This window comes from Lysobacter terrestris (assembly GCF_014489475.1).
Taxonomy (GTDB): domain Bacteria; phylum Pseudomonadota; class Gammaproteobacteria; order Xanthomonadales; family Xanthomonadaceae; genus Agrilutibacter; species Agrilutibacter terrestris.
The window spans coordinates 2,792,286-2,811,033 of sequence record NZ_CP060820.1; the positions used below are offsets into that span (position 1 = coordinate 2,792,286).

An 18,748-nucleotide genomic window follows, 5' to 3' on the forward strand; every position below is an offset into this window, starting at 1 on the left:
CGGTAAATGGCACACGACAACCACCATCACGGCAGCCACGACTATTCCCAGGGCTACGGCCCGGTCGGTCCGGTTCCGCAGGAGCACAGCGTCGTCTACACGACGCTGCACTTCGAGAAGCCGTGGTCCTACGAGAACTACCTGAAGACCGGCGGTTACGCCGCGCTGCGCAAGATCCTCACCGAGAAGATCGAACCGGCGGCCGTCATCGAGATGGTCAAGCAGTCCGGTCTGCGCGGCCGCGGCGGCGCGGGCTTCCCGACCGGCCTGAAGTGGAGCTTCATGCCCAAGGGTTCGGGCACCCAGAAGTACATCCTGTGCAACTCGGACGAATCCGAGCCGGGTACCGCCAAGGACCGCGACATCCTGCGCTACAACCCGCACGCGGTGATCGAGGGCATGGCGATCGCGTGCTACGCGACCGGTTCCACCGCGGCGTATAACTACCTGCGCGGCGAGTTCCACCACGAGCCGTTCGAGCACATCGAGGAAGCCCTCGCCGAAGCCTACAAGCACGGCTGGTTGGGCAAGAACGTCCTCGGCTCCGGCATCGATATCGACATCTACAACGCACTCGGTGCGGGCGCTTACATCTGCGGTGAAGAAACCGCGCTGATGGAATCGCTGGAAGGCAAGAAGGGCCAGCCGCGCTACAAGCCGCCGTTCCCGGCCAACTTCGGCCTGTACGGCAAGCCGACCACGATCAACAACACCGAGACTTACGCTTCGGTGCCGGCGATCATCCGCAACGGTGCGGAGTGGTTCCTCAATCTGGGTAAGCCGAACAACGGTGGTCCGAAGATCTTCTCGGTGTCGGGCCACGTCGCCCGTCCGGGCAACTACGAGATCCGCCTGGGCACGTCGTTCGCGGAGCTGCTGCAGCTCGCCGGCGGCATGCGCGACGGCCGCAAGATCAAGGGCGTGATCCCGGGTGGTTCCTCGATGCCGGTGCTGCCGGGCGAGACCATGATGGGTCTGACCATGGATTACGACTCGATCCAGAAGGCCGGTTCCGGCCTGGGCTCGGGCGCCGTGATCGTGATGGACGACACCACCTGCATGGTGCGCGCCTGCCAGCGCATCGCGCGCTTCTATTTCAAGGAAAGCTGCGGCCAGTGCACGCCGTGCCGCGAAGGCACCGGCTGGATGTACCGCATGCTGACCCGCATCGTCGAGAAGCAGGCCACGCTGGAAGATCTGCAGATGCTGCGCGCCGCCGCCGGCCAGATCGAAGGCCACACCATCTGCGCGTTCGGCGAAGCCGCTGCATGGCCGGTGCAGGGCTTCCTGCGTCATTTCTGGGATGAGTTCGAATACGCGATCGTGAACAAGCGCTTCCTGGTCGACGACCAGCGCGCCGGCACCGTCGTGGAGAAGGTCGCCGCATAACATGAGCGCACAGCCCATCAATCCGAATCTTCCGCCGGACCACGTCACCGTCTTCATCGACGGCGTCGAAACGGCCGCGCCGAAGGGCTCGATGATCATCAATGCCGCCGACAAGGCCGGCATCGCGATCCCGCGTTTTTGCTACCACGACAAGCTCAGCATCGCGGCCAACTGCCGCATGTGCCTGGTCGAAGTCGAGAAGATGCCCAAGCCGGCGCCGGCCTGCGCCACGCCGGTAATGGATGGCATGAAGGTCATCACGCGCAGCGAAAAGGCGCTGAAGTCGCAGCGCAACGTGATGGAGTTCCTGCTGGTCAACCATCCGCTCGACTGCCCGATCTGCGATCAGGGTGGCGAGTGCGAATTGCAGGACCTGTCGATGGGTTACGGCCGTTCGGTCAGCCGCTTCGCCGAGCGCAAGCGCGTGGTGCCGGACGAGGACATGGGTCCGCTGGTCGCCACGGAAATGACCCGCTGCATCCAGTGCACGCGCTGTGTGCGCTTCACCGCGGAAGTCGCCGGCACGTACGAGCTGGGCGGCATGTACCGCGGCGAGAACCTGCAGATCGGTACCTTCGACGGCAAGCCGTTGACTACCGAGCTGTCCGGCAACGTCATCGACGTCTGCCCGGTCGGCGCGCTGACCAACAAGGTATTCCAGTTCAAGGCGCGTCCGTGGGAACTGACCGCGCGCGAATCGCTGGGCTACCACGATGCGCTGGGCAGCAACCTGTTCCTGCACGTGCGTCGCGGCGAAGTGCTGCGCAGCGTGCCGCGCGACAACGAAGCCGTGAACGAATGCTGGCTTTCGGACCGCGACCGTTACTCGCACCAGGGCCTGTACGCTGCCGATCGCGCGACCAAGCCGCTGATCAAGGATGGCGATGATTTCCGCGAAGCCTCGTGGGAAGAAGCGCTGGCCAAGGCCGCGAAGATCCTGCGCGACAACGGCGCCGACAACCTTGGCGTGCTGGTGCATCCGGCGACCTCGAACGAGGAGGGCGCGCTGCTGGCGCGCCTGGCCGAGGCGCTGGGCACCGGCAACATCGATCACCGCATCTCGCAGCACGATCTCTCTGACGCCGCTGTCGCCGAAATTTTCGGCATGCCGGTCGCCGATCTCGCCCATGCCGATGCGATCGTCATCGTCGGCAGCAACCTGCGCCACGAAGTCCCACTGCTGCACGCCCGCGTGCGCAAGGCGTGGACGCGCGGCGCCAAGGTGCATGTCGTCAATCCGGTCGACTTCGATTTCACCTTCAAGACCGCAAGCAATCGCATCGTCGCGCCGTCGCAGCTCGCCGCGACGCTGGCCGATACCGGCCTGCGCGATGCGCTGAAGGATGCGACGCGTGCCGTCGTCATCGTCGGTGGCGTCGCCGAGAATGGCCCGTACGCCGCCGCGATCCGCAAGGCTGCGGCCGAACTCGCGACCGCGGCCAACGCCAAGCTGTGCCGCATCCCGCAGGGCGCCAACGCCGTCGGTCTGGGCAAGCATGGCGTGCTGCCGCGTTCGCGTGATGCGCAGGCGATGCTGGCGCAGCCGCGCTCGGCCTACATCCTGTACGGCATCGAGCCGGGCCTGGACTTCGCCGATACCGCGACCACCAACAAGGCGCTCAAGTCGGCGCAGGTCGTGGCGTTCAGTCATTTTGCCTGCCGCTCGACGCGCGCCGTGGCCGACGTGATCCTGCCGATCGGTGCGTTGCCGGAAGTCGAGGCGACGCTGACCAACCTGGAAGGCTTCGAGCAGACCACTGTCGCCGGCGGCAAGCTGCCGGGCGACGCGCGTGCCGGCTGGCGCGTGCTGCGTGCGCTGGGTGGCGAGCTGGCCGTGGCCGGTTTCGAGTTCACCGACCTCGCCGGCCTGCGTGCTGGCCTGCGCAAGCAGACGGTGCAGGTCGCGGCTGGTCCGGCGCCGAAGCTGGCGGCTGAAGGGCTCGAACTCGCGGTCAGCACCGCGATCTATCGCAGCGATGCCGTGGTGCGCCGTGCCGCGAACCTGCAGTCGCATCCGCTCAATGTTGAAGCACGTGCCGTGATGCATCCGACGGACGCCGAGTCGCGCACGCTGCGCGATGGCGTGATCGGCCGGTTCACCTCGGAGGCAGGCACCGCGACGTTGCCGGTCGTCGTCAGCGACAAGGTCGCGCGCGGCACCGTCTGGATCGAAGACGGCCATGGCGCCACCGCGCCGCTGGGTGCGGGCCGCGTATTGGCGGGGAGGGCGTGATGGAGATGGTCGATACCTTCCGCGACTGGATGCTGGGCCTGGGCTGGGGCGGCAACGTCGCCTGGATCGTGCTGAAGGTGCTGCTGATCGCCATGCCGGTGATCATCTCGGTCGCCTTCTACGTGGTCTGGGAACGCAAGCTGATCGGCTGGATGCACGTGCGTCGCGGCCCGATGTACATCGGCAAGGGCGTGCTGCAGGCCTTCGCCGACGTGTTCAAGCTGCTGTTCAAGGAGGTCATCCAGCCCACGCGCGCGCAGCCGTTCCTGTTCAAGTTCGCGCCGCTGCTGGCGCTGGCGCCGGCCTTCGCGGCCTGGGCGGTGGTGCCGTTCGACGCGAAGCTGGTGCTTTCGAACGCCAACGCCGGCCTGCTGTACCTGCTGGCGATGACCTCGATGGGCGTGTACGGCATCATCCTCGCCGGCTGGGCCTCGAACTCGAAGTACGCGTTCCTGGGCGCGATGCGCGCCGCGGCGCAGATGGTGTCCTACGAGATCGCGATGGGCTTTGCCATGGTCGGCGTGCTGATCGCCGCGGGCAGCCTGAACCTCACCGAGATCGTGATGGCGCAGTCCGGCAACGCCGGCGCGTTCGAATGGTTCATGTGGCCTCTGCTGCCACTGTTCGTGGTGTATTTCATCTCGGGCGTGGCCGAAACCAACCGCGCGCCGTTCGACGTGGTCGAAGGCGAATCGGAAATCGTCGCCGGCCACATGGTCGAGTATTCCGGTTCGGCGTTCGCGCTGTTCTTCCTGGCCGAATACGCGAACATGATCCTGATCAGCTTCCTGGTCTCGCTGTTCTTCCTCGGCGGCTGGCTGAGCCCGTTCCAGGGCCTGGGCATCCCGTTGCTGTCGGTCGACGGCTGGTGGTGGCTGCTGGCCAAGGTGTTCTTCTTCGCCAGCTGCTTCATCTGGTTCCGCGCCTCGTTCCCGCGCTACCGCTACGACCAGATCATGCGCCTGGGCTGGAAGGTGTTCATCCCGCTGACCATCGCCTGGATCTGCGTCACCGCGCTGCTGGCGTACTACAAGATCTTCTTGCCGTTCGAGTGAGACAGGAAACGCCGAGACCCACATGAACCGCATCGTTTCCTACTTCAAGAGCCTGCTGCTCATCGAGCTGCTGCAGGGCCTTGGGCTGACGCTCAAGTACCTGTTCAAGCCGAAGTACACGCTGATGTACCCGATGGAGAAGACGCCGCAGTCGCCGCGCTTCCGTGGCATCCACGCACTGCGCCGCTATCCCAACGGCGAAGAGCGTTGCATCGCCTGCAAGCTGTGCGAGGCCGTGTGCCCGGCGCTGGCGATCACCATCGACTCGGAGAAGCGCGAGGACGGCACCCGCCGCACCACGCGCTACGACATCGACCTGTTCAAGTGCATCTTCTGCGGCTTCTGCGAAGAGTCCTGCCCGGTTGATTCGATCGTGGAAACGCACATCCACGAATACCACTTCGAGAAGCGCGGCCAGAACATCATCACCAAGCCGCAGCTGCTGGCGATCGGCGACCGGCTCGAGGCCGAGATCGCCGAGCGCCGCGCCACTGACGCCGCGTTCCGCTGAGGGCTGCCATGGATTTCGTGCAGATCGCTTTCCTTGCCTTTGCCGCGATGGCCACCATCGCGGCGCTGGGCGTCATCACCGTCCGCAATCCGGTCCATTCCGCATTGCTGCTGGTGCTGACGTTCTTCTCCGTTGCCTGCACCTGGATCATTTCCGGCGCCGAGTTCCTCGGCATCGCCCTGATCCTGGTCTACGTCGGCGCGGTGATGGTGCTGTTCCTGTTCGTGGTGATGATGCTGGACATCGACGTCGCGCCGTTGCGCGAAGGCTTCGTCCGCTACCTGCCGTTCGGGTTGATCGTCGCGGTGGTGATGCTGGTCGAAATGCTGACGCTGATCGGCGCAAAGGCGGCGATGGCCACGCCGTTCGCCGACAACCTCGGCGACGTGCCGAACACCAAGTGGCTGGCGCAGGCCCTGTTCACCGATTTCATGCTGCCGTTCGAGGTCGCCGCTGTGATCCTCACCATCGCGGTCATCGCGGCGGTGATGCTGACCCTGCGCCGCCGCCCCGGTGCGCGCCACCAGGATCCGTCCGCGCAGGCCCGCGTGCGCGCCAGCGACCGCATCCGCATGGTGAAGATGGACGCCGTGAAGCCGCAGGCGCCGGCCGCTGGCGAGGAGGTGCAGTCGTGAGTCTGCTTGGTGAAGGCGTGGCCCTCGGTCACTACCTGGCGCTCGGCGCCGCCCTGTTCTGCATCAGCATCGCCGGCATCGTGCTGAACCGGAAGAACGTGATCATCCTGCTGATGTCGATCGAGCTGATGCTGCTCTCGGTCAACATCAACTTCGTCGCCTTCTCGCGCCACCTTGGCGATGCGGCGGGGCAGGTGTTCGTGTTCTTCATCCTGACCGTGGCCGCGGCGGAAGCCGCGATCGGTCTGGCGATTCTGGTCACGCTGTTCCGCAATCGACGCACGATCAACGTCGGTCAGATCGACACGCTCAAAGGCTGACCCAGAGTCGCCGACAGCACCGCGGATCCCCATGCCGCGGGCTGCCTGGAAACAAGCATTGGAAAACCGATGGCCATCTCCAAAACCCATCTGCTGATCATCGTGCTCGCACCCTTGCTGGGTGCGATCCTCGCCGGCCTGTTCGGCCGTCGCATCGGCCGCGTCGGCGCCCACAGCGTCACCATCGGTGGCGTGGCGATCAGCTGCGCGCTGTCGATCTACGTGTTGTGGCAGCTGGTGTCGCAGGGTGCTGCGCCGTTCAACGAGAACGTCTATACCTGGTTCCAGATCGGCGGCATCGACGCCCACGTCGGCTTCATGATCGACAAGCTGACCGCGATGATGATGGTCGTGGTGACCTTCGTGTCGCTGCTGGTGCACGTCTACACCATCGGCTACATGGAAGAAGACCCGGGCTACCAGCGCTTCTTCAGCTACATCTCGCTGTTCACCTTCTCGATGTTGATGCTCGTGATGAGCAACAACTTCCTGCAGCTGTTCTTCGGCTGGGAAGCGGTGGGCCTGGTCTCGTACCTGCTGATCGGTTTCTGGTTCAAGCGCCCGACCGCCGTGTTCGCCAACCTCAAGGCGTTCCTGGTCAACCGCGTGGGCGACTTCGGCTTCCTGCTGGGCATCGCCGCGGTGCTGTGGCAGTTCGGCTCGCTCGACTACGCGACCGTGTTCGCGAATGCCCCGACCATCGTGGGCCAGGTGATGCCGATCATCGCCGGGCACGAGTGGTCCGTCGCCACGGTGATCTGCATCTGCCTGTTCATCGGCGCCATGGGCAAGTCGGCGCAGGTGCCGCTGCACGTGTGGCTGCCCGACTCGATGGAAGGCCCGACCCCGATCTCCGCGCTGATCCACGCCGCGACGATGGTGACCGCGGGCATCTTCATGGTCGCGCGCATGTCGCCGCTGTTCCAGCTGAGCGAGACGGCGCTGAACTTCGTCCTGTTCATCGGCGCGACCACCGCGTTCTGGACCGGCCTGATCGGCATCGTGCAGAACGACATCAAGCGCGTGGTCGCGTATTCGACCCTGTCGCAGCTGGGCTACATGACCGTGGCGCTGGGCGTGTCGGCGTATTCCGCCGCCGTCTATCACCTGATGACCCATGCCTTCTTCAAGGCGCTGCTGTTCCTCGGTGCCGGCTCGGTGATCATCGGCATGCACCACGAGCAGGACATGCGCCGCATGGGCGGCCTGAAGAAGTACATGCCGATCACCTACATCACCATGGTGATCGGCACGCTGGCCCTGGTCGGCACGCCGTTCTTCAGCGGCTTCTACTCGAAGGACACCATCATCGAGGCCGCCGCCGAACACGCGCACGAAGCGCACAACTGGGTCGCGACCTACGGCTACTGGGCCGTGCTGCTCGGCGCCTTCGTCACCTCGTTCTACAGCTTCCGCCTGCTGTACATGACCTTCCACGGCAAGGAACATTTCCACGATCCGGCGCCGGACCACTACGTGGCACCGGAAGCGGATTCGTCCGAGCACGAGGCTGCGCTCGCGCATGAGCACGAGGCGCACGGCGGCCATGACGACCATGGCCATGGCCACGACGACCACGCGCATACGCCGCACGAGTCGCCGTGGGTCGTGACCCTGCCGCTGATCCTGCTGGCGATTCCGTCGATCCTGGTCGGCTTCTTCACCGTCGGCCCGATGCTGTTCGGTACCGACGTGCTGGGCCACGCCAAGCAGCTGCCGTTCTTCCTCGGCGCCATCGACCTGCCGGCCGCTCAGGACACCGTGGGCAAGCTGGCCGAGGAGTTCCACGGTCCGGTCGCGTTCGCACTGCACGGCTTCAAGGCCCCGGCGTTCTGGCTGGCCTTCGCGGGCTTCGCCCTCGCGACGTTCCTGTATCTGATCAAGCCGGAGCTGCCGGCCAAGCTGCGCAAGATGTTCTCGCTGCCGGTGCGCGTGCTCGAAGAGAAGTACGGCATGGACACGCTGTGGATCGGCGGGTTCGCCGGCGGCGGCGTGCTGATCGGCAAGCTGTCGCGCTGGTTCGACACCAACATCATCGACGGGCTGGTCAATGCCAGCGCCCGTGCCACCGAATTCACCGCGCGCCTCGTGCGCCGCGGCCAGACCGGCTACCTCTACCACTACGCCTTCGCGATGATCATCGGCCTGATTCTTTCCCTGGCCGCCGTCATCCGTTACTGGCGCTGATAACGACAAGGACCTCGCAACGTGACCTCCTGGCCCTTGCTTAGCCTCCTGATCTGGCTGCCGATCTTCGGCGGCTTCGCCACCCTGGCATTCGGAAACGAGCGCGCGAACGGCGCCCGCTGGTTCGGCATCGCCGTCGCCGCTGCGACGTTGCTGCTGAGCGTGCTGCTGTTCACCGGCTTCGACTACGCCAACCCCGGCATGCAGTTCGGCGAAGAGCATGCGTGGATCCCGGTCTACGACATCCGCTACAGCCTCGGTGCGGACGGCATCTCGGTCGCGCTGATCGGCCTGACCACGCTGACTTCGCTGCTGGTGCTGATCTCGGCCTGGGGATCGGTCGACAAGCGCGTCAGCCAGTACTACGCCTCGTTCCTGATCCTCGAAGGCCTGATGGTCGGCGTGTTCTCCGCGCTGGACTCGATGCTGTTCTACGTGTTCTTCGAGGCCATGCTGATCCCGATGTTCCTGATCATCGGCGTCTGGGGTGGGCCGCGCCGCGTGTATGCGGCGGTGAAGTTCTTCCTCTACACCTTCATCGGCTCGGTGTTCATGCTGGCCGCGCTGATCTACATGTACCTGAAGGGCGGCAGCTGGCAGCTCGCGGACATGTACGCGCTGCAGCTCACGTCCACGGAACAGACGTGGATCTTCTTCGGTTTCCTCGCCGCATTCGCGGTCAAGGTGCCGATGTTCCCGGTCCATACCTGGTTGCCGGATGCGCACGTGGAAGCGCCGACCGCCGGTTCGGTGATCCTGGCCGCGATCATGCTGAAGATCGGCGGTTACGGTTTCCTGCGCTTCACCCTGCCGATCGTGCCGGACGCAGGCACCGAGTGGGCGACCTTCGTGATCGCGCTGAGCCTGATCGCGGTGGTCTACGTCGGCCTGGTCGCGCTGGTCCAGGACGACATGAAGAAGCTGATCGCGTACTCGTCGGTCTCGCACATGGGCTTCGTCACCCTGGGCACGTTCATCGCCTTCGCCCTGGTGCGCGACTACGGCAACTACGACGCCGCTCGTCTCGGCCTGCAGGGCGCGATGGTGCAGATGATCAGCCACGGCTTCATCTCGGGCGCGATGTTCACCTGCGTCGGCGTGCTCTACGACCGCATGCACAGCCGCATGATCAAGGACTACGGCGGCGTGGTGAACGTGATGCCGTGGTTCGCGACGTTCTTCGTGCTGTTCGCCATGGCCAACTCGGGCCTGCCGGGCACCTCGGGCTTCGTCGGCGAGTTCATGGTGATCCTGTCGAGCTTCCAGAAGCACCCGCTGATCGCCTTCGCGGCGGCCGCGACGCTGATCATCGGCGCCGGCTACACGCTTTGGCTGGTCAAGCGCGTGATCTGGGGCGAGGTGGGCAATGCGCACGTCGCCGAGATGGAAGACATCAACTTCCGCGAAGCCATCGTCCTGGGCGTGTTCGCGGTCGGCGTGCTGGTGCTGGGCATCTATCCCAAGCCGCTCACCGACCTGATGGAACCCTCGATCGCCAACCTCGCGACCCAGATCGCTACTTCCAAGCTGTAAGGCGCATCGCGCGACCGTACCGCCAGAGATCCAGACATGCAGATGATCACGCCCACCCTTGCCGACCTGATGCCGCTGCTGCCCGAGCTGGTGCTCGTCGGCGCGGCCTTCGCCTGGCTGATGCTCGACCTGTTCCTGGACGCGCGGCACCGCGTGGTCACCCACGTGCTCGCGATCGCGACGCTGGCCGTGGTCATCGGCATGATCGCCACGGGCGTGGGCGGGCAGGGCACGGTGCTCAACGGCATGTTCGTGCGCGACACCGCGGCGGACGTGATGAAGGTGGCCATCTGCGGCGTCAGCGCCTTCGCCCTGGTCTACGCCTGGCCCTACCTGCGCCAGCGCAACCTTTACCAGGGTGAGATCGCAGTGCTGATGCTGTTCGCCATCGCCGGCATGATGCTGCTGGTGTCGGCCGGCAGCCTGGTGATGGTGTACCTGGGTCTGGAAATGCTGGCGCTGTGCTCCTACGCACTGGTCGCCGTCGACCGCGACAGCCCGATTGCCTCGGAAGCGGCGATCAAGTACTTCGTGCTGGGTTCGCTGGCCTCGGGCCTGATCCTGTACGGCCTGTCGCTGGTCTACGGCGCCACCGGCACCCTCGACCTGGCCACGATCGGTGCGGCGGCCGCCGCCGACACGAATTCGACCCTGCTGCTGACCGGCGTGGTGTTCGTCGTGGCCGGCATCGCCTTCAAGTTCGGCGCGGCGCCGTTCCACATGTGGCTGCCCGACGTGTACCAGGGCGCGCCGACGCCGATCACGCTGTTCATCGGTTCGGCGCCCAAGCTGGCGTACTTCGGCATGGCCTTCCGCCTGCTCGAAACCGGCGCCGGTCCGCTCGACGACCGCTGGCGCCTGCTGCTGGCCGTGCTCGCCGTCGCCTCGCTGGTGATCGGCAACCTCAGCGCGCTGGTGCAGAGCAACTTCAAGCGCCTGCTGGCCTATTCGACCGTATCGCACGTGGGCTTCCTGTTCCTCGGCCTGGCCGGCGGCGGCGAGCAGGGGATGGCGGCGGCGCTGTTCTACGCGATCAGCTATGCAGTGATGTCGGCCGCGGCCTTCGGTGCGATCGTGGTGATGGCCGGCAAGGGTTTCGAGGCCGACAACATCGGCGACTACCGCGGCCTGAATACCCGCAACCCGTGGCTGGCCGGCCTGATCCTGTGCGTCATGGCCTCGCTGGCCGGCGTGCCGCCGTTCCTGGGCTTCTGGGCCAAGCTGGCCGTACTGCGCGCCGCGTTCGAAGGCGGGCTGTGGTGGCTGGCGCTGACCGGCCTGGTCTTCGCCGTGGTGGGTGCCTTCTATTACCTGCGCGTGATCAAGGCGATGTACTTCGAAGAGGCGCAGGGCGAACAGCACGCGCCGAACGAGGACCGCCCGCTGCGCGTGCTGTTCGGCGTCAATGCGCTGGCGCTGCTGGCGCTGGGCTTTGCCTGGAACCCGATCATGGCGTGGTGCAAGTACGCCTTCGGCGCGTAAAAGCGGTTGTTTTCCGGGACTTTCTGCGTCGTTGGGATTTTTATTGAAATGATGGCTTGCAAGAATTTTCACATGCCGTCATAATTCCGCTCCTGCTGCGGGGTGGAGCAGTCTGGCAGCTCGTCGGGCTCATAACCCGAAGGTCGTAGGTTCAAATCCTACCCCCGCTACCAAGTTAGACATACGGCTCACTGCTCAGGCCGTATTGGTGTCAGAGGTTGTTTCAGAGGTATGCGGGCTGGCTCGGGTTTCCGACCAGCGTAGCCAGCTCCCGCTACCAGCTTCGGCTGGAGAAAGGCCTCTCAGGAGGCTTTTCTTTTTGGTCGCAAGGCTCGGGCTTTGCAGCGATACCGGAACATCGGCATCGCTGCACCGAAATCCAGTTGTAACGGACAAGGGGCCCGTTGGGCCCCTTGTTGTTTTTGCGTTTCACGAATTCGCAAGACGCCACGAATTGCCCGCCTGCGCTGGCCATCGGTGCAGTGGAATTCCAAGGGAAGACTTGATGGACAAGGCCAACGAAATCACCGCAATGCTGGCCCCGACGGTAGCGTCGCTGGGCCTGGAATTGCTGGGTGCCGAATACCTGCCCTCGCCGGGCGGCGCGATGCTGCGCCTGTATATCGACGTGCCCGCCGACGCCGCGCAGGGCGAGGAGCCGCGCCTGGTGACCATCGAGGACTGCGAAGCCGTCAGCCGCGAGGTCTCCGCCCAGCTCGACGTAGAGGATCCGATCAGCAGCCACTACACGCTGGAAGTGTCTTCGCCGGGTATCGATCGCCCGCTGTTCGGTGCCGCGCAGTTCGCGCGCTTCGCCGGCGAGTCGGCGAAGGTCGTGCTGCGCCTGCCGCAGGACGGCCGCCGCCGCCTGCAGGGCGAGATCGTCCGCGTGGCCGGCGAGGACATCACGTTCAACGTCGACGGCAACGAGTTCACCGTGCGCGCCGACAACATCGAAAAAGCCCGCCTGATCCCCGACTGGGTCGCGCTGGGTCTAGAGAAAACCAAGCCGGGCAAGGCTCCAAAGCCCGCGGGCAAGAAATCCACCAACAAGCCGGCGGCCACCAAGCCGTCCCGTGCGGAGTAAGTAGAGATGAGCAAGGAACTTCTGCTGGTCGTTGATGCGGTCGCCAACGAGAAGGGCGTCCCGCGCGAAGTCATTTTCGAGGCGATCGAGGCCGCGCTGGCCTCCGCCGCCAAGAAGCGTTACCACGACCAGGACGTGCTGGTTCGCGTCGCGATCGATTCGAAGGATGGCAGCTACGAAACCTTCCGCCGCTGGGAAGTCGTTGCAGACGACGTGGTGATGGAGTCGCCGGATCGCCAGATCCGCATGATGGACGCCATCGATGAAGCCGAAGGCGTCGAGCTGGGCGACTACATCGAAGAACAGATCGAGAATCCCGAGTTCGGCCGTATCGCCGCGCAGGCCGCCAAGCAGGTAATCGTGCAGCGCGTGCGCGAAGCCGAGCGCGCGCAGGTCGTCGATGCGTGGAAGGATCGCGTCGGCGAACTGGTCACCGGCATCGTCAAGCGCGCCGAGCGCGGCAACATCTATGTCGACCTCGGCGGCAACGCCGAAGCGATCATCCCGAAGGACAAGGGCATTCCGCGCGACGTGCTGCGCGCCGGCGACCGCGTCCGCGGCTACCTGTTCGACGTACGCACCGAGCCGCGCGGCCCGCAGCTGTTCATCAGCCGCGCCGCGCCGGAATTCATGATGGAACTGTTCAAGCTCGAAGTGCCGGAAGTCGGCCAGGGCCTGGTGTCCATCATGGCCTGCGCCCGCGATCCGGGCGACCGCGCCAAGATCGCCGTGCAGGCGCACGACAACCGCACCGATCCGATCGGCGCCTGCATCGGCATGCGTGGTTCGCGCGTGCAGGCGGTGTCGAACGAGCTCAACGGCGAGCGCGTCGACATCGTGCTGTGGTCGGACAACCCGGCCCAGTTCGTCATCAACGCGATGGCGCCGGCCGAAGTGCAGTCGATCATCGTCGATGAAGAAAAGCACTCGATGGACCTGGCTGTCGCCGAAGACCGCCTCGCCCAGGCGATCGGCAAGGGCGGCCAGAACGTGCGCCTCGCCAGCCGCCTGTCGGGCTGGCAGCTCAACGTGATGACGCAGGACCAGGTCACCGCGAAGTCGGAATCGGAACAGGCCTCCGCGCGCCAGCTGTTCATGGACAAGCTGGAAGTCGACGAGGAAATCGCCGGCATCCTGGTCTCGGAAGGCTTCAACACGGTCGAGGAAATCGCCTACGTCCCGGTCGGCGAACTGCTCGCCGTCGAGGGCTTCGACGAGGACATCGTCGAGGAGCTGCGTTCGCGCGCCCGCGACGCGCTGCTCAACGAAGCGCTGGCCGCCGAGGAAGAGCTCGACGAGCACCAGCCGGCCGCCGACCTGCTCGAAGTGGAAGGCATGGACGAGGAACTCGCATTCACCCTCGCCGCGCGCGGCGTGGTGACCCGCGACGACCTCGCCGACCTCGCCACCGACGAACTGACCGATATCGAAGGCGTCGACGAGGACCGTGCGAAGGCGCTGATCATGGAAGCGCGCAAGCACTGGTTCGAATGACCCCTCATCCTGCCGCCCACACGGGCCGGCCAGGCGCCACACGTTAGAATCGCTCCATCACGCGCGGGATCCGTCCCGCGCCACGAGGACACGGAACCGAATGTCGCAGCAAACCACCATCCGCAAACTCGCTGAACTGGTAAATACGCCGGTCGAGAAGTTGCTGGAGCAGCTGGCCGAAGCCGGCATGACCTTCAGCGGCCCCGACCAGGTCGTGACCAGCATCGAGAAGGTCAAGCTGCTTGGCTTCCTCAAGCGCTCGCACGGCAAGGCAGAGGCTGCCGAAGCCGTCGAGGCGCCGAAGAAGATCACGCTCAATCGCAGCCGCAAAGAAGAGCTCACCGTCGGCGGTGGCAAGAACAAGGCCACGGTCGACGTCGTCGTGCGCAAGAAGGTCACGCTGGTCAAGCCGACCGAGAAGTCGGGCGAGCCGGTGACCGACGAGCGCGCGGAGATCCTGCGCAAGCTCGAGGAATCGCGCGCCCGCAACACCGCCGAGCAGCAGCGCCTGGCCGAGACCGACCGCCGCCGCGCCGAGGAAGCCGATCGCCTCCGCCAGGAAGCCGAGGAAGCCGCGCGCCGCAAGGCCGAGGAAGAGGCGCAGGCCAAGCTCGCCGATGCCAGCGCCGTAGCGGGCGACGAGGACGCGCCGGTGCGCAAGCCCGCCGCGCACGGCCATGGCCACGGTCATCCCAAGCCCGCTCCCGCGCGTCCCGCCGAGGCGGCGCGTGGCGCTCCCGCGCACAAGAACCGCGGCTCGCACGCGATGGTCACGACCGTCGAGGATGACGATCGCACCAACCGCTTCGCCGGCCAGATGCACCTGAGCGCGTCCGATCGCGCACGGCGCACGACCAGCACGCGTGGCAAGGCCCGTCCGCAGCAGCGCCGCCAGGCCGAGCAGTCGCGTTCCGGCTCGGGCTTCACCCGTCCGCTTGCACCGATCGTGCGCGAAGTCGCCATCGGCGAAACCATCACTGTGGCCGACCTCGCGCAGAAGCTCGCGCTGAAGGGCGGTGACGTGGTGAAGGCGCTGTTCAAGATGGGCGTGATGGCGACCATCAACCAGTCCATCGACCACGACACCGCGGCGCTGGTGACCGAAGAACTCGGCCACACCGTGGTCAAGGCCAGCGAGAACACCGCGGAAGACGCGCTGCTCGCCCACGTCGAGGAAGCGCAGGGCGACAAGGCCCCGCGTCCGCCGGTCGTCACCATCATGGGTCACGTCGACCACGGCAAGACCTCGCTGCTCGACTACATCCGCCGCACCCGCGTCGCCTCGGGCGAAGCCGGTGGCATCACCCAGCACATCGGCGCGTACCACGTCGAAACGCCGAAGGGCGTCGTCAGCTTCCTCGATACCCCGGGCCACGCAGCGTTCACGCAGATGCGTGCGCGCGGCGCCAAGCTCACCGACATCGTGGTGCTGGTGGTCGCCGCCGACGACGGCGTGATGCCGCAGACCAAGGAAGCGGTGCAGCACGCGAAGGCGGCGAAGGTGCCGCTGATCGTGGCGATCAACAAGATCGACAAGTCCGATGCCGACCCGCTGCGCGTGAAGAACGAGCTGCTGGCCGAACAGGTCGTGGCCGAAGACTTCGGCGGCGACACGCAGATGGTCGAGCTCTCGGCCAAGACCGGCCAGGGCGTCGACGACCTGCTCGACTCGATCCTGTTGCAGGCCGAAGTGCTCGACCTGCAGGCCGTGCCGACCGGCCGCGCCACCGGCGTGGTCATCGAATCCTCGCTCGACAAGGGCCGCGGTCCGGTTGCCACCGTGCTGGTGCAGCAGGGCGAACTCAAGAAGGGCGATTACCTCGTGTGCGGCGTGCAGTACGGCCGCGTGCGTGCGCTGTTCGACGAAACCGGTTCGCAGGTCAACTCGGCCGGTCCGTCGATCCCGGTGCAGGTGCTGGGCCTGTCGGGCGTGCCCGATTCCGGCGACGACTTCGTCGTGGTCGAGGACGAGCGCCTGGCCAAGGACGTCGCGCAGCAGCGCGATGCCAAGCGCCGCGAGTCGCGCCTCGTCGCCCAGGCGGGCAACCGCATGGAAGACATCATGTCGCAGATGGGCGAGGGCGCCGGTCAGCAGACGCTCAACCTCGTGGTCAAGGCCGACGTGCACGGTTCGGTGCAGGCCCTGCGCGAAGCGCTCACCGGCCTGTCCACCGACGCGATCCGCATCAACGTGATCGGCGGCGGCGTCGGCGGCATCACCGAATCCGACGCCACGCTTGCCGCGACCTCGAAGGCCACGATCATCGGCTTCAACGTCCGTGCCGACGCCTCGGCCCGCAAGGTGATCGAAGGCAACGGCGTCGACCTGCGCTACTTCTCGATCATCTATGACGTGATCGACCAGGTGAAGCAGGTCGCTTCGGGCATCCTCGGCAAGGAGATCCGCGAAGAGATCATCGGTACCGCCGAGGTCCGCGACGTGTTCCGCAGCTCCAAGTTCGGCGCGGTTGCCGGCTGCATGGTGGTCGAGGGCGTGGTCAAGCGCCACAAGCCGATCCGCGTGCTGCGCGACAACACCGTCATCTTCGAGGGCGAGCTGGAATCGCTGCGCCGCTTCAAGGAGAACGTCGACGAAGTGCGCAACGGCACCGAGTGCGGCATCGGCGTCAAGGCGTACAACGACATCAAGGCCGGTGACCAGATCGAGTGCTTCGAACGCATCGAGGTCCAGCGCACCCTCTGAGGTGCCATCGCCATGCCAGGTAAATCGTTCCATCGCACCGATCGCGTTTCCGCCCAGCTCCGTCGCGAGCTGGGCGCGATCGTGCACACGACCGTGCGCCAGCACGGCCTTCCCTCGGTCAGCGTCTCGGACGTGGAGGTCACCCGTGACCTCGCGCACGCCAAGGTCTTCGTGACCGCGCTGCAGGAAGAGCGCTCCAAGGAAGCGGTGAAGGCGCTGAAGGAACTCGCGCCGCAGATCCGCTTCCAGCTCGGCCGGGCGATGAAGCTGCGCCACGTGCCCGAGCTGCATTTCCACTACGACGATTCCGTCGACCGTGGCGAGCGCATCAACAACCTGCTGCGCGACAACCCGGCCATCGCCGACGACGGCGACACCGATTGAGGACCGGGCGGGCTCAGGCCCGCCGCTGTCCCGCCGCCTTGTCCGGCTCCCCCATGGCGGGCTTGAGCCCGCCCTACGATCGCTACGATCCCGCGATGAGCAAGAAGCCGCGCACCATCTTCCGCAAGCTCGACGGCATCCTGTTGCTCGACAAGCCGCAGGGGCTCAGCTCCAACCAGGCGCTGCAGCGGGTGCGGCACCTGTTCCGTGCGGAGAAGGCCGGGCACACCGGTAGCCTCGACCCCCTGGCGACCGGCCTGCTGCCGGTCTGCTTCGGCGAGGCCACCAAGATCGCGGGCCTGCTGCTGGGCGCGCACAAAGCCTACGAGACCACGGCCGCGCTCGGCCTGACCACCGACACCGACGATGCGGACGGCGCTCCGCTGCTGCGCCGGGACGTTCCCGGTGACCTCGGCGAGGCACGCATCGAAGCCGCGCTGGCGCCGCTGCGCGGCCGCATCCGCCAACGCGCCCCGATCTATTCCGCGCTGAAGCAGGGCGGCGAGCCGCTCTACGTCAAGGCGCGCCGGGGCGAGGCCATCGAGGCCCCCGAGCGCGAGGTCGAGGTCCACCAGTTGCGGGTCCTGGAGCGGCAGGCGGAGCGGATCCGGTTGCTGGTCGAATGCGGCTCCGGCACCTACGTGCGCAGCCTCGTCCGCGATATGGGCGAAAGCCTGGGCTGCGGCGCCCACGTCGCCACGCTGCGCCGCCTGTGGGTGGACCCGTTCGGCGAGCCGCGCATGTTCACGCTCGACCAGCTGCTGGCCCTGGCCGAAACCGGGGGCGAGGCCGCCCTGGAAGCCTGCCTGCTGCCGATCGAGGCGGGACTGACCGGCTTCCCCCGGGTCGAGTTGGACGACGTCCAGGCCCGGCGCCTGGGGCAGGGGCAGCGGCTCGGGCTGGATGGGGTCGAGCCGGCCGCATGCGTCGCGATCCATGCCCGCGGCGGGCGTGTGCTCGGGCTGGGCGAGGTCGATTCCGACGGAGTCCTGCGCCCCACGCGCCTGTTCACATGGACCACCGAGGCCGCGGCTGCGCCGGCAAACCCGTAGCGCGCCTGCGCGCGGACCGGGTTTCCGGAGTGCCAAGGCGGTCGCAATCCCAGGCCCGCGCTGCTACAATCCGCGCGCTTTTCAAGGACGTTGAAAAGCTCCACATCTCCAGCAAACGGCGGACCAGGCGGTGCGTCGGCAATGCTATTGCCGATTCGCGTTCTGCAGGCCTCGCATCCAACAAGGCACAAACACGATGTCGATCGACACCAACAAGATCATTGAAGAACACAAGCGCGGCGCGGGCGATACCGGCTCCCCGGAAGTCCAGGTCGCCCTGCTGACCGCTCGCATCGAGCAGCTCACCGGCCACTTCAAGGTCCACAAGCAGGACCACCACAGCCGTCGTGGCCTGCTGCAGATGGTCAACCGCCGCCGCAGCCTGCTCGACTACCTCAAGCGCAAGGACAACGAGCGCTACAAGGCCCTGATCGAGAAGCTCGGTCTGCGCCGATAAACGAAACTCCAACCGCGGCGCAGCGATGCGCCGCGGTTTTTTTCGGGCTTCATCCCGGAAGTTTTCGGGTCATCCCGAGCGCAGCGAGGGACCTGTTTTTCGGCAGCGCGAAGCGAAAACAGATCCCTCACTCCGTTCGGGATGACAACAGAATCAACGGCTGTCTCATCGCAGCCAAACCGCGCCGGGCAGGGGCCCGCGTGGAACGAATCAGAAACCAGGACT

The 18,748-nt window shown here is 66.0% G+C and carries 14 protein-coding genes, 1 tRNA gene and 2 pseudogenes; all 17 read left to right on the forward strand.

Going from position 1 to position 18,748, the window contains the following annotated elements:
* The first annotated feature begins 6 nt into the window (after positions 1-6).
* The 17 genes and pseudogenes from nuoF (at position 7) to rpsO (ending at position 18,523) form a co-directional block, all read left to right on the forward strand.
* On the forward strand, positions 7-1,389 hold the full coding sequence (gene nuoF, locus H8B22_RS13060; RefSeq protein WP_187711833.1) for an NADH-quinone oxidoreductase subunit NuoF: 1,383 nt from the start codon (positions 7-9) through the stop codon (positions 1,387-1,389).
* Position 1,390: 1 nt separating this feature from the next.
* Positions 1,391-3,622, forward strand: a complete 2,232-nt coding sequence (gene nuoG, locus H8B22_RS13065) for an NADH-quinone oxidoreductase subunit NuoG (RefSeq protein ID WP_187711834.1) — start codon at positions 1,391-1,393, stop codon at positions 3,620-3,622.
* Complete coding sequence (gene nuoH / locus H8B22_RS13070) at positions 3,622-4,677, forward strand: NADH-quinone oxidoreductase subunit NuoH (protein WP_187711835.1); 1,056 nt, start codon at positions 3,622-3,624, stop codon at positions 4,675-4,677. Before nuoG ends, nuoH begins: the two co-directional genes overlap by 1 nt.
* 22 nt (positions 4,678-4,699) lie before the next feature.
* Positions 4,700-5,188 (forward strand): NADH-quinone oxidoreductase subunit NuoI, encoded by a 489-nt coding sequence (nuoI, locus tag H8B22_RS13075; RefSeq protein WP_187711836.1) that lies wholly within the window; start codon positions 4,700-4,702, stop codon positions 5,186-5,188.
* 8 nt (positions 5,189-5,196) lie between these two features.
* On the forward strand, positions 5,197-5,823 hold the full coding sequence (locus H8B22_RS13080; RefSeq protein WP_187711837.1) for an NADH-quinone oxidoreductase subunit J: 627 nt from the start codon (positions 5,197-5,199) through the stop codon (positions 5,821-5,823).
* A gap of 17 nt (positions 5,824-5,840) precedes the next feature.
* Complete coding sequence (gene nuoK, locus H8B22_RS13085; protein ID WP_187713656.1) at positions 5,841-6,143, forward strand: NADH-quinone oxidoreductase subunit NuoK; 303 nt, start codon at positions 5,841-5,843, stop codon at positions 6,141-6,143.
* A 69-nt stretch (positions 6,144-6,212) separates the two neighbouring features.
* The gene (nuoL, locus tag H8B22_RS13090) at positions 6,213-8,330 is read left to right on the forward strand and encodes an NADH-quinone oxidoreductase subunit L (RefSeq protein WP_187711838.1); all 2,118 of its coding nucleotides are present in this window, start codon (positions 6,213-6,215) and stop codon (positions 8,328-8,330) included.
* Positions 8,331-8,351: 21 nt separating this feature from the next.
* Positions 8,352-9,863 (forward strand): NADH-quinone oxidoreductase subunit M, encoded by a 1,512-nt coding sequence (locus H8B22_RS13095; protein ID WP_187711839.1) that lies wholly within the window; start codon positions 8,352-8,354, stop codon positions 9,861-9,863.
* A gap of 42 nt (positions 9,864-9,905) precedes the next feature.
* On the forward strand, positions 9,906-11,345 hold the full coding sequence (nuoN, locus tag H8B22_RS13100; protein WP_187711840.1) for an NADH-quinone oxidoreductase subunit NuoN: 1,440 nt from the start codon (positions 9,906-9,908) through the stop codon (positions 11,343-11,345).
* A 96-nt stretch (positions 11,346-11,441) separates the two neighbouring features.
* Positions 11,442-11,518 (forward strand) — tRNA-Met (locus tag H8B22_RS13105).
* 332 nt (positions 11,519-11,850) lie between these two features.
* A complete protein-coding gene (gene rimP / locus H8B22_RS13110; RefSeq protein ID WP_187711841.1) occupies positions 11,851-12,432 on the forward strand; it encodes a ribosome maturation factor RimP in 582 nt (193 codons plus the stop codon).
* 6 nt (positions 12,433-12,438) lie between these two features.
* Positions 12,439-13,926, forward strand: coding sequence for a transcription termination factor NusA (nusA, locus tag H8B22_RS13115; RefSeq protein ID WP_187711842.1), 1,488 nt, complete (start codon positions 12,439-12,441; stop codon positions 13,924-13,926).
* A gap of 100 nt (positions 13,927-14,026) precedes the next feature.
* Positions 14,027-14,779, forward strand: a pseudogene (locus H8B22_RS15020) (translation initiation factor IF-2 associated domain-containing protein); the annotation flags it as partial.
* A 48-nt stretch (positions 14,780-14,827) separates the two neighbouring features.
* A pseudogene (infB, locus tag H8B22_RS13120) lies at positions 14,828-16,630 on the forward strand (translation initiation factor IF-2); the annotation flags it as partial.
* 12 nt (positions 16,631-16,642) lie between these two features.
* A complete protein-coding gene (rbfA, locus tag H8B22_RS13125; protein WP_187711844.1) occupies positions 16,643-17,014 on the forward strand; it encodes a 30S ribosome-binding factor RbfA in 372 nt (123 codons plus the stop codon).
* 95 nt (positions 17,015-17,109) lie between these two features.
* Positions 17,110-18,066 carry a tRNA pseudouridine(55) synthase TruB gene (gene truB / locus H8B22_RS13130; protein ID WP_187711845.1) on the forward strand — a complete coding sequence of 319 codons (957 nt, stop codon included), beginning with the start codon at positions 17,110-17,112 and terminating at the stop codon, positions 18,064-18,066.
* 196 nt (positions 18,067-18,262) lie between these two features.
* Positions 18,263-18,523: a 30S ribosomal protein S15 gene (rpsO, locus tag H8B22_RS13135; protein WP_187711846.1), complete on the forward strand. Its 261-nt coding sequence runs from the start codon at positions 18,263-18,265 to the stop codon at positions 18,521-18,523.
* The last annotated feature ends 225 nt before the right edge of the window (positions 18,524-18,748 follow it).

Coding starts and splice junctions, on each gene's coding strand:
- nuoF (WP_187711833.1), top strand. CDS start 7: ATGGCACACGACAACCACCATCACGGCAGCCACGACTATTCCCAGGGC.
- nuoG (WP_187711834.1), top strand. CDS start 1,391: ATGAGCGCACAGCCCATCAATCCGAATCTTCCGCCGGACCACGTCACC.
- nuoH (WP_187711835.1), top strand. CDS start 3,622: ATGGAGATGGTCGATACCTTCCGCGACTGGATGCTGGGCCTGGGCTGG.
- nuoI (WP_187711836.1), top strand. CDS start 4,700: ATGAACCGCATCGTTTCCTACTTCAAGAGCCTGCTGCTCATCGAGCTG.
- H8B22_RS13080 (WP_187711837.1), top strand. CDS start 5,197: ATGGATTTCGTGCAGATCGCTTTCCTTGCCTTTGCCGCGATGGCCACC.
- nuoL (WP_187711838.1), top strand. CDS start 6,213: ATGGCCATCTCCAAAACCCATCTGCTGATCATCGTGCTCGCACCCTTG.
- nuoN (WP_187711840.1), top strand. CDS start 9,906: ATGATCACGCCCACCCTTGCCGACCTGATGCCGCTGCTGCCCGAGCTG.
- rimP (WP_187711841.1), top strand. CDS start 11,851: ATGGACAAGGCCAACGAAATCACCGCAATGCTGGCCCCGACGGTAGCG.
- nusA (WP_187711842.1), top strand. CDS start 12,439: ATGAGCAAGGAACTTCTGCTGGTCGTTGATGCGGTCGCCAACGAGAAG.
- rbfA (WP_187711844.1), top strand. CDS start 16,643: ATGCCAGGTAAATCGTTCCATCGCACCGATCGCGTTTCCGCCCAGCTC.
- truB (WP_187711845.1), top strand. CDS start 17,110: ATGAGCAAGAAGCCGCGCACCATCTTCCGCAAGCTCGACGGCATCCTG.
- rpsO (WP_187711846.1), top strand. CDS start 18,263: ATGTCGATCGACACCAACAAGATCATTGAAGAACACAAGCGCGGCGCG.